Here is a 10,817-nt window from a genome sequence, read left to right as displayed (position 1 = left end):
ATACGGTGCTATCTTTGCCCACTGGGCATCACTTAGGGTTAATCTAGTCATAACACTATGATTATCAATTATTCTATATATGTCAACACACCCTAAAATGTTCTCTAACGAGGCTAAGATACCGTTTGCACTCATTGTTGGCGTATCGGGTAGCTCATCCCAAATCCAAGTCCGCTTATTAGATTCTGAAAACTGCGCCAATTTAAACTGCATGAGCATATTGTTCGTATGCGTTTTTTTATTGTAATGCATAAGTAGTACAGCGGTATGCATGGCAATCGCTAGCCACAGTAGTTTCTGCTGAGCGCTTCTTTGACGTGTTACAACGATATCCTGCATCAAAATCAGCAATTGCATGATGAGCGGTTTTTTAGCCAAGTCAGATTTGCTGATTTTCATCTCATAACGTACCACAGGTCTGAGCACTAATATCTGAATAATTGCTTCAATTAAAACGTTCTGACCATCTGTGCCGTGATAGCTATCTTGTATGGCTATCACGACATCTATGATGGCTTGCAGCGCAGCTTTTCGATGATTAAAACCGTCAATGCCTTTCAAGTCTTTGATTGTATTTATAATGAGATGTCTGTTCAGCTGCTCACGTAGCTTATAGTTGTGTTTTGACACTTGAGCCTCCCTTTTTGCAGCGCTTATAATAGGTCTGCTCATGAATGTTAATCAGATAGCAAAAAGTGGGTATAGAAAAGATATTTTTTTCAAACAGTTGCTGGTTCAGCTCTGGTGTTAAAAACTCATTCATATCTTGATAGATCGCCTCAATGTTTAATATTTTTTGATATCTAGTAATAATATCAATGAGTTCATAAAACACAGTGTCTACAAAGAACTGGTCTTCGCTGATTTGTACGGTTAATATTATCTGACTTAATAAAGCTTGATCGATATTGGCTGTCTTTAGAAGATAAAAAATCTCAAAATTATTGGTTAAAAATATTCTGTTATCCTTTTTCATTAATAGTATAGGTTTGACAAAGCTCATTTTTTGATGAGTGGATAAGTGGTTAGACGCTTGGATTTGTGGTCTGATAAGCCGCTGATAGATATAAAATAAGGTACTACTCTCTGGAAAAGTAAAGACGGACTGTTTTTTTAGTTTAGCAATAGAAACATTTTCCATATTTATCACTCTCTAGTTTTTAGTTACCTCCACTCTAACTATACGATTAATATTGGCCAGATAAAACAGTCGATAGAACGATATGCGTCAACTAGTGTCGCCTATTGCTAGTACGTAATTCTGTGAGTGGTTTAAAGACAAAAAAACCTGCCATTTGGGCAGGCTTGATAAATGACATTAGATTTAAAATAGGCGTGAATAGTATGGGTTTTCTATTTAGAAAAAGTATTAAGCTGGCGCCTGGTGTACGCCTTAGTATCACTAAAAAAGAGAGCTCTAGTTTGTCGGTAGGCAAACGCGGCGCGACAGTGAATGTTGGTAAAAAAGGCAGACGTGGTACGGTAGGCATCCCCGGTAGCGGCTTGTCGTACTCATCTTATAAAGCACATGACAAACCTTTGAGATCTAAAACTCGCTCCTCATCACCGCACAGTTCTGCTAACAACGTTGATCAGCGTATTATCAGTAATACTGAAAGAAAAGTGAGTGCTTGGCTTGCTATCGGTATCTTGCTATTGCCGATTATTTTTGCCTGGTTCACGTTAAGGCAGGGACACTCGACGGTTAGCCGTGTGGTGAGTATGGGATGGATAATTGTTACTTTGTTCATGCTGCGCTAACATTCAACTGTCTAGGAAATTCATTATCGTATGAATCACCTGTTGTACCAATAGAAGCGATTAAATAATTGAAAAAAATGTTATCCGGCTTAGATAACGTTTTTTTCAATATGTGCTGTTTATAAAAACAGTATTTTCTTGCTTACAGTAGACCTCTTGTAAAAGTAATTGTAAGACACAACGTATATTATTGAACTCTACTTACTTAATAGATATGCCAAACATAGATAAGCTACTCGAACAAAGTGACGCTGGTTTTAAACGCTACACTGGCATTCATAAAGCCACTTTTTATGACATGCTTGAGGCCATGCGAAAGCATGAAGCATCTAAGACCAAATCAGGTAGACCAAGTGTGCTCAGTCTTAAGGAGCAGATACTACTAGCCCTGACTTATTGGCGTGAATACCGCACGCTTTATCATATCAGTATGGACTTTGGTATTCATGAGTCTTCTGCTAGCCGTATCATTCGTAAAGTAGAAGACGTACTTGTCGATTCAGGTAAGTTTGAATTACCTAAAAAGCTGCCTAGTCGTGTCTATGAGGACATCAGTTGGTCAGTCGTCATTGTCGATGCTACCGAAACCCCTATTGAGCGTCCAAAAAAAACCAAAGAGACTACTACAGCGGTAAGAAAAAACAACACACCTTAAAAGCGCAGGTTATCGTTCATTGGCAAACAGGATTGATACTGGACATGCAAACATCTAAACAATATGGCTTCCATGACTTGTCTGTCGTTTTTCCAAGTATGACAGCCATGAGCCTTCATGCTACTTTGGAGTTGTTCCCATGTATTATCATTAAGCACTGTTCTTGCCATAATTTAGAGAGCCATGTTTGAAATAGTCTCTTTATTTCAAAGCCTTTATACTTACTTTTCCAGATTAGGGACACACCCTAAAATCTCTCAAGTTTATGTTTACAGGATTGACGGCAAGGTTAGGGCGCGTCTTCAATTTACTCAATAGTTATCTAAATGTGTTGAAAACTACTATCAATAAAATATAGCAGATATATGGTAAACGCATCTGCTTAAAGCTTTATACAAGTCTTAACGCTCACCTAACCCTTCAGAGAATGTTTTGGTGATAGGCTTGGTAATATAGGATAGCACCGAGCGTTCTTTGGCTTTGATATCGACTGAGGCTGTCATACCTGGTTTAATGACTATTTCGTCACGGTGGTCTTCAAACTCGGCGCCCGTAATTTTGATTTGCGCTCGATAATACGGCTCTTCACCTTTCGGTGTTTGCTCCATCAGAGTATCGGGACTGATATAAACCACATTGCCATTCATAGCACCAAATATAGAATAATCATAGGCATCCAGCTTGACAGTAGCCACCTGACCTTCTTTCACATAAGCAATATCCATTGGGCTAATCTTGGCCTCAACGATGAGATCGCTACTGGTTGGCAATATTTCCATAATAATCTCACCAGGCTTTACGACCCCGCCAATAGTGGTAATGAGGATATTATTGACTTTGCCATCTGTGGGGGCATATAGGTTTTTTTCTTGCAATACTTGCGAGTAGTCGCGCAGCTGCTCAAGCTCAGTATTGAGCTCCTCTTGCGCCTTGGTCATTTCCGACTGCGCTTCTTCAAAGTATTTATTACGTTTGTTGGTGATTTGCGCCTGTATTTCTGCCACTTGCCGACGGAGCTTAATTACATCAGCCTGACTGACATCTCCATGAGCAAGTAAAGGCTCGTTCATACTCAGCTCTTGATTTGCCAATACCATCATTTTTCGTAAAGAACTAACATCCTGCTTGATAGCACGGCGGCGGCGATTGTACAGTTGCGTTTGATTGTTTATATATTCATCATACTGCAAAATATCATCTGGAAACGTTAATGGTCGCTCATATATTTCAGCTTCAAGTCGAGCCAGCTTGGCTTTTAGGGCTGCTATTTTAGAGCTTGCATTGGCGACTGCCGCTTGTGCCCGCTCTTCTTCTAAGGTAACAACCAGTTGCCCTTTAGTGACGTCTTCACCTTCTTTGACTAAGATATCAGTCAATACGCCACCCTCAACCGCTTGAATGTCTTGTGTACGAGCACTAGCGATAACAGTTGCTGTGGCTCGAGTCACCTGATCTATTTTTGCAAAATAAGCCCAAATAACTAATACAATGATACCGAATAGAGCGCCCCAAATAATGATACGGGTACGTCCAACTTTAGGATCATAAGACTTATGTTGGTAATTATTCATTGGCTTGCCCCACATTATCATCTTTATCAGACTGATCATCAGCTTTCACTTCAATACTTGAGGTTTTTTTACTGATAACACGAGTTTTTGGTTGGCTGACCTTTACTGCGGTTTTATGAGCAGGTTTTCGCTCTTCATTGCTTTGTAATTGGGCCAGCACTTTTGATTTTGGCCCATCTATCACGATTTGTTGATTGTCCATAATGATGATGCGATCAACCAATTGCAGCAGTGGCATTTTGTGAGTGGCCACGATTAAAGTATGATCTTCTCCAAAATGCTTATGCAACACATCGATACACTGTGCTTCCTGCCGATTATCCATAGAGGCGGTTGGCTCGTCCATCAATACCACCGAAGGCTTGGTTAATACTAAGCGTGTAAAAGCAACCAACTGTTTTTGTCCTCCTGATAATCCCTTGCCTCCTTCACTAATAGGCAGATCTAAACCACTAGAGTGGCTGGCAACTAGTCTAATCAGTCCCGTCTTGACCAACGCATCATACATAACGTCATCGCTAGGCGCTGGTAAGCCGATCAATAGGTTTTCTCGTAGCGTGCCCTCAAAAAGGCGATGATCCTGTTGTAGGTAGCCCACTTGCGCACTCAAAGACTCACGACTGATCTGCTGCATGTCAAGCCCGTCTAACAATACCCTGCCCTGTGTGGGCGCATATAATCCAGACAATACTTTTAATAGGGTTGATTTGCCAGAACCAATAGGTCCTAAAACAGCAATACGCTCGCCTGCTTTAATCTGTAGCCTACTGATAGCTAAAGCGGGCTGATCATTATTTTGGTAGTTGAATATCACTTTTTCTAAGTCAAAATTACCTGAGATATGACTGGGCGATAACGGGTGACTGACACCGTGATTGTCTTGCTCTAGTGAGAACAACTGCTCTATATTAAGTTTGGCAGCTTTGGCATGTGAGTGCTGTACCAATAGATTAGGAATACCCATCACTGGTGCTAAAATACGACCGCCTAAGATTGAGCAAGCGATCAAGCCACCCATGGTCATATCTCCTGACATCACTACAAAAGAACCCACAATCACAATACCGACATAGCTGACCTGTTGTATCATCTGTGACAAGTAACTTAGGTTGTCATTGGCATGCTTCATATCCAAATCATTTTTGGTGGTGATGTTCATTACATCAAGCCAGCGTGACAAAAACTTCCAGTTGCCTGATCCGGCCTTAATCGTTTCAACGCCCTCTACCGTCTCTACTAAGATACCTGTCTTGCGATAAGAGGCTTGCGCGCCCACAGCGGCGATACTGTCGATTTTCTTGCGTACACTAAGACCTAGGACAATCGCCACCACGGCGGCAACAATAGGCACTAAAGCGACTAATGGATTACCAATAATAATAATAAGGGTCACAAATATGATCGCCATCGGTATATCGACCAAGCCAAACAAAGTACTGGCGGTATAAAATCCGCGCACTTGCTCATAACCGCGTAGCTGCGCTGCCATCGACCCTACCGAGCCTGGCATTTGATCGATCCGCACATTCAATAAGCGCTGAAACACTTCGCGAGATAAGTACTGATCCAGATTGACCACCACTTTATCCATAATCTTGGAGCGGGCAAACTTCATAAAAGTTTCAAATAAGATGACCAGACCTACCCCACTCGCTAAAATAATCAAAGTGTATTCGCTACGAGTTGGAATCACACGATCATAGACCTGCATCGAAAACAGCGATACGGCAAGTGCCAACATATTGATTAAAAACGAGGCAACAACTGCCTCTACAATAATGCCACGGTAGTTTTTGAGGTCTTTTTTTAGAATCTGATCAAAGCTTAACCGTTTACGCTTACTAGGCTCGCCCTCTAATCGTATTCGCAATAGCTGAATAAAAGCATCACTTGGATGGGCACTCACATGCTCAGCTTGACGAAACTGCCACAGCACTTGTGGTGTTTGCTGTTCAATCACACCCCAGCCTTGTGTAGGATGTAAGGCCAGTAAAGGTAGAAAAGCTGCATCTGGCATGGGTAATGCCTCTGGCAGTTGCTCAACCCCTAATTGCTCCAGTACCTTAACAACACTAGATAGAGTCGTCAGCTCCGTTTGTTGATGCAGCACGCTATGGAGACGTACATTATCTACAGGATAGCCTTGCTGGGTAAGTAAAGTACGTAACGCAGTGGCCAACTGTGTTGCTTGTTCACTCAATTGCTCATCAACAGTAGGTATCGATAGCTGGGCGGCGGTATTTTCTGCAGCGTCATTTGGTGATTCATCATCGGCTTTGGCCTCATCAGAAGCTGAAAAAGGGGTACTCATGATACATATATCCTACTGGTTTACTGGGAGGGGATAAGTGTTTACCCCTGTCGCACTCTTGGGCTTGGCGACATGATCTGATTGCAATACGACTGGCTCAATAACTGCCTGATCGGGCACCTGCCTAGCAGCATCTTGACGAATAAACCAGTTTTTGACGGGATCTAGTGGGCGGAACAGCGGGTCTGGCTGACGACTTTGATCAAACTTCTGCCATGGCATCATGCCAAAATCAACTTGCAGTTTATAATATGCTGCAATAATAGACGTTCGTGTCTCAACCAACTGCGCCTGATATTGAGAATGCTCGCGCACCGCATTGAGCACCTCAAGCCAAGACTTGCGTCCAGCGATAAACTGGCGGCGATAAGAGCTCACCACAATTTGTGCGCCTGCGACTGCTGCGATCAAAGAGCGCTCTTGATCCTTAGCACTAGCAAACTGCTGATATTGGGTTTGGATAGTCTCAAGCACTTGTCGTCTTGACGCTTCTTTTGACTGTGAAAGGCTGTTTACTCGTGAGGCTGATGCCCGGGCTAGTGCCAAATTAGATAGACCCGCTCCTGGATCATAGCTTAAGCCTACCGAAAACTCACCTTCACTATTATTCTGATTGTTGTTTCTATTTTCATCATGATAATAGTCGTATTCGTACTGTGCATAAAAAGTCGGATAACGCGCCGCCTGTAATGACTTAACTTCTTGCTTAGCCGCTTCAACTTGATAGTGCCCTTTTACCACAGTAGGATTATAAAAGCTGGCCTGATCGAATGCCATTTTTTCAAAGGTTTGAGAGTAGCCTTTGGCATAGCTGACAAGCTCACCGATATTCGGCACTGGCAGATCAGCTGCTGACAGCTTACGACCAGTGATTTGCTCTAATCGAGCGATAGCAATACGCTGCTGCTCTACTGCTGCTTGATACGAGTTTTGCTCTTGTAAGATGCGATTGGTTACTAAATCCATCTCGATACGCGCCGATACACCTTGATTGACTCGGCGCTGCATCATTTCCTCAAACTCTGTCAACAGTTGCAGATTATCATAATAGACTTGCTGCTTAGACACAGCAGTGATATAGCTTTGCCATGCCTCAATGGTGGTTTTGGCGACTTGATTCTGTTGCTCGTAAATATACTCTGTGGCTGCTTTATCATCAAAAAGTGCTTGATTGACGTTGGCAGTAAGCTTGCCACCCGTCCATAATGACTGCCGTAGCTGAAACTGAGAGACCATGCCATCGTCACGATCATAGCCTGATGACAATGTCGGTGCTGGCAGCAAGTTGAGCTTGGCAGCACGGATACTCTCTGTCGTCGCCTGCTGCTCAGCACGTGCCGAACCTATCAAAGGATGGCTATCCACTGCGTGACGAATCAGACCATCAATCTGACCATTCATGGCTATGTTCGATATAGCAGATGGTGTTATTACTGACATAGGCATGACTACTTTTGCTGAGTTATCAGCAGCCACAGCGACAGTCATAGACGATACTAATAGCATGCTGATACTCAGCACTGAACAAGACGCGCTCAAAATACGGTAACGATTCATACTCATAACATCAGGCTCAATTAAAAAAGGATAGTGTGTTAATATTCAATCTATTGATATTCATGGAGATTTATCGCTTATGCCAGTGCTAGCAAAAACGCTAAAACATAGAACCATCACCGCTATAATATTGGCGCTACTGCTACATTTGATGGTTGCACTGGTATTGTACGTAACCCTATATGAAAGGCCGGACACTGACACTCAGCAAGCGACTCATCACACTCAGCCTGCACCCGTTGTAGCGCAATCGCATGATACGCCGCAAGTCAACGTAACCCAGTCAACTGAACGCCATGATAACAAAAAAACCATGCTAACAAAGCAAAAAACCGACCTGCCAGTGATAACAACTCCTACGCAGAAAGTAGCGCAAGCATCAAAAGATGCCAGCATAGCGAAAGATAAGGCACCCAAGCAACCTACTAATATGCTAGCTTTTACCGTAAACCAAAACCCACTAAATTCCAGTACTCATACACCAGATCTCGATACGTCAAGTAATAAAACGGCAAATACCAAGGCGAGCAATAAAAATACGTCTCAAACTGCCAAAAATGATACTCATAAAAATAGCCGTAGCGCTAACGACAACTCGACTCAGCAGCTACAAACCACTGCAGAATATGAGCACTTAGAGGATGAGCTAGAAGAGAACGCTGAGCGTCTATTTGCTCTCATCAATACCGTTAAAGAGCGCAATCAGCAACAGATCAACGAGCAGCGAGCCAGTCAACCTATAGAGCCTTCTGTACCTGCGAATCCCATTGATGAAGTGCTGATACCTGATTATCCTATCACCTCATTAGACAGGTCAAAAAACAACTAAATACGTAACAAAAAAAGCCATCACAGTGAACTGACCCCAAATGTTGGACGGTTCACAAGTATGGCTTCTTTGTCACAGTTATAGATAAGGTTTGGATTAGATAATAGTGGTAGTAATATCAGTATCAATCATCACATTGTGAGTACCATTACTATCACTAAAGCTATAGATATCATAGGTATTACCGTTTTGGATCGTGGTATTGTTGGTATTGGTCCAATCATTACTAGATAGCTGCACACTATCAGCAGTATCTCCATCGACAAATAGCGTATCGTTGCTATCAGTCATGTTGATGACATCACTGGTACTTAGGTTGGTCAATGACTGTACACCATTACCTAACTCAATGAGTTCCATATTATCAATTTTGCTGCTGTCAAAGCTAATAAAGTCGATAGTTTCGACAGTATTAATCAATAAGGTATCGAAGCCATCACCACCATCCATCGAAGCTTTATCTGCTGAAAACTCAATGGTGTCATTATTGCTACTTGAAATATTCAGCGTTTGTTCAGCATAAGCTGTATCACCATCCTTATCTTCTACTGAGAAAGAAATGTCTTCTTTATACGCGGTACCGTCAAAATTAGGTTTAGCGTAATAAGTGTAATCTCCTGATTCAAAGTTTAGAGCAATAGTACCACCAGCTATAGTTTGAATGGTAACCGTGGTACTTTCTTGGTCGTAAGTACCCCCATTGACGCCTTCTACAGTCATATCCCCTGTGGTACGGCTATAAGTATAAGTACTTCCATCTACAGTAAAACTCAGAACATTGCCTCCATCAGCACCATATCCTGCTGTTATCCCTTCTGTAATACCACCTTTAATTAAATTCGTGGTACCTTGAGGTCTATTTTCAGACGCCGACTCTTCAAACAAATTTTCTAATTGATTTATATCTTTTACCACAATAGCAAGCTCACTATCGTTATCTTCACCTTTTTGTCCATCAAAAGAGACAGGTGATATAGAATCAACAGAATCCACATCTCCTATCGCAAATGCATAAGACTTAATCTTATTTTCAATTAAAAAATCTGTCCATATTTTTTCTTCACCAGACTGAATACCTGTATCCTCATCACCACTGTAACCAGGAGATAACGAATTTACTCCACCTTGCCCGTAAGCAGGCTCACCATCTGTTAAAAAGTAAGAATAGTTTTCCGCACCTTCGAGCTTCCCAGGTTTGTCAAAACCTTGTATAGCAATATCAAGGGCAGCATCATAGTTAGTAGAGCCACCATTAGACTCAATGGTGCTAATAAAAGTTTTAGCATCAGCTGCTGTCATCCATACGTCTTGCGTAGAAGCTTCACCATCAAATAATGTTATTTGTACCATGACGTCACCCATTCCTGAATAACTATCAATCAATTTGTTAATTGCATTTTTCGCGACATCTAAACGAGTTTCGGTATAAGAATTAGTATAGTCTGCAAGTGCCTGCATACTACCTGATATATCTAAAATAACTGATAAATTAAAAGCTGCAGGCTCTATGAATATAGAGATGTCTCCTGAATCAACGACAGGAGAGTCATCTTCCACTGTTACGACGAGATCTCCACTTGATAATATCTCTGTACCATTATTTACCTGTAACTCAAATGTAAGATCTATCTCATCTTCAATATTTTTCTCAGGATGATCAATCGCATGTAGTAATGTCGTTTCATATGATGCCACATAATCCAAACCATCAGCTTCAACGTCATTTACCTTTATAGTCATAACATCAGTCGCAGGCTCACCTACATTCAAAACTACTTGCCCTGTCAGAGTGTCTGTATCACTATCCCAGTTCCAGACAACATCTTTGCCTTGTACTGTAATACCCTCTGGCCCTGTCAGTTGAATACTGAGATCGGCTAAAGGAATATTTTGTGCTGCAGTTAGCACTATTTGACCCATAGCCGTAGTTTCATTAGTGGTGTCATTTCCTCCTTTATCATCCGGAAGACCACCAACTAGACCCTCTTCTGAGACTATAACTGTCTCAGCCTTCACTGATGGATTGCCATCCGTACGGCCATTAATGGTAATGGTCAAGGTAGCCGTTGATTTATCACCGTCAGCATCGGTCATGGTATAAGTAATACTATCCTGCAGCGTCTCACCATCATT

General features: G+C 41.9%; 8 protein-coding genes and 3 pseudogenes. 4 read left to right on the top strand and 7 right to left on the bottom strand.

From position 1 onward, the window contains the following. Positions 1-630 (bottom strand): hypothetical protein (locus J3491_RS11675; protein ID WP_207970330.1); only part of this gene is annotated, 630 nt, incomplete at its 3' end. Next, positions 611-1,141 (bottom strand): hypothetical protein, encoded by a 531-nt coding sequence (locus J3491_RS11670; RefSeq protein ID WP_207970329.1) that lies wholly within the window; start codon positions 1,139-1,141, stop codon positions 611-613. The genes J3491_RS11675 and J3491_RS11670, both read right to left, overlap by 20 nt. 203 nt (positions 1,142-1,344) lie before the next feature. Here J3491_RS11670 and J3491_RS11665 point away from each other — a divergent pair, with 203 nt between their 5' ends. The 3 genes and pseudogenes from J3491_RS11665 to J3491_RS12135 all read left to right on the top strand — a co-directional run. Beyond that, positions 1,345-1,761 carry a DUF4236 domain-containing protein gene (locus tag J3491_RS11665; protein ID WP_207970328.1) on the top strand — a complete coding sequence of 139 codons (417 nt, stop codon included), beginning with the start codon at positions 1,345-1,347 and terminating at the stop codon, positions 1,759-1,761. Positions 1,762-1,975: 214 nt separating this feature from the next. Continuing rightward, a pseudogene (locus J3491_RS12140) lies at positions 1,976-2,257 on the top strand (helix-turn-helix domain-containing protein); the annotation flags it as partial. Positions 2,258-2,326: 69 nt separating this feature from the next. Beyond that, positions 2,327-2,433, top strand: a pseudogene (locus J3491_RS12135) (transposase family protein); the annotation flags it as partial. 36 nt (positions 2,434-2,469) lie between these two features. Here the strand turns inward: J3491_RS12135 and J3491_RS11655 are convergent. The 4 genes and pseudogenes from J3491_RS11655 to J3491_RS11640 all read right to left on the bottom strand — a co-directional run. After that, positions 2,470-2,586, bottom strand: a pseudogene (locus J3491_RS11655) (IS5/IS1182 family transposase); the annotation flags it as partial. Between the two features lie 231 nt (positions 2,587-2,817). Continuing rightward, a complete protein-coding gene (locus tag J3491_RS11650) occupies positions 2,818-3,987 on the bottom strand; it encodes an HlyD family type I secretion periplasmic adaptor subunit (protein WP_207970326.1) in 1,170 nt (389 codons plus the stop codon). After that, entirely contained in the window at positions 3,980-6,298 is a 2,319-nt protein-coding gene (locus tag J3491_RS11645; protein WP_207970325.1) for a type I secretion system permease/ATPase, read from the bottom strand. Before J3491_RS11645 ends, J3491_RS11650 begins: the two co-directional genes overlap by 8 nt. Positions 6,299-6,310: 12 nt before the next feature. Further along, on the bottom strand, positions 6,311-7,861 hold the full coding sequence (locus J3491_RS11640; protein WP_243456381.1) for a TolC family protein: 1,551 nt from the start codon (positions 7,859-7,861) through the stop codon (positions 6,311-6,313). 73 nt (positions 7,862-7,934) lie between these two features. On the opposite strand from J3491_RS11640, the gene J3491_RS11635 reads away from it, so the two are divergent. Further along, complete coding sequence (locus J3491_RS11635; protein ID WP_207970324.1) at positions 7,935-8,684, top strand: hypothetical protein; 750 nt, start codon at positions 7,935-7,937, stop codon at positions 8,682-8,684. Between the two features lie 96 nt (positions 8,685-8,780). Here the strand turns inward: J3491_RS11635 and J3491_RS11630 are convergent. After that, positions 8,781-10,817 (bottom strand): VWA domain-containing protein (locus J3491_RS11630; RefSeq protein WP_207970323.1); only part of this gene is annotated, 2,037 nt, incomplete at its 5' end.

The sequence above is a fragment of the Psychrobacter halodurans genome (genome assembly GCF_017498075.1).
GTDB classification, from domain to species: Bacteria; Pseudomonadota; Gammaproteobacteria; order Pseudomonadales; family Moraxellaceae; genus Psychrobacter; species Psychrobacter celer.
Note: the sequence above shows the minus strand (reverse complement) of the source record. Positions and strands in the feature narration are given on the sequence as shown.

What these genes read in the sequence shown, in the direction of transcription:
- J3491_RS11665 (WP_207970328.1), top strand. Translation starts at nt 1,345, where the DNA reads ATGGGTTTTCTATTTAGAAAAAGTATTAAGCTGGCGCCTGGTGTACGC.
- J3491_RS11640 (WP_243456381.1), bottom strand. Translation starts at nt 7,861, where the DNA reads ATGAGTATGAATCGTTACCGTATTTTGAGCGCGTCTTGTTCAGTGCTG.
- J3491_RS11645 (WP_207970325.1), bottom strand. Translation starts at nt 6,298, where the DNA reads ATGAGTACCCCTTTTTCAGCTTCTGATGAGGCCAAAGCCGATGATGAA.
- J3491_RS11650 (WP_207970326.1), bottom strand. Translation starts at nt 3,987, where the DNA reads ATGAATAATTACCAACATAAGTCTTATGATCCTAAAGTTGGACGTACC.
- J3491_RS11635 (WP_207970324.1), top strand. Translation starts at nt 7,935, where the DNA reads ATGCCAGTGCTAGCAAAAACGCTAAAACATAGAACCATCACCGCTATA.
- J3491_RS11670 (WP_207970329.1), bottom strand. Translation starts at nt 1,141, where the DNA reads ATGGAAAATGTTTCTATTGCTAAACTAAAAAAACAGTCCGTCTTTACT.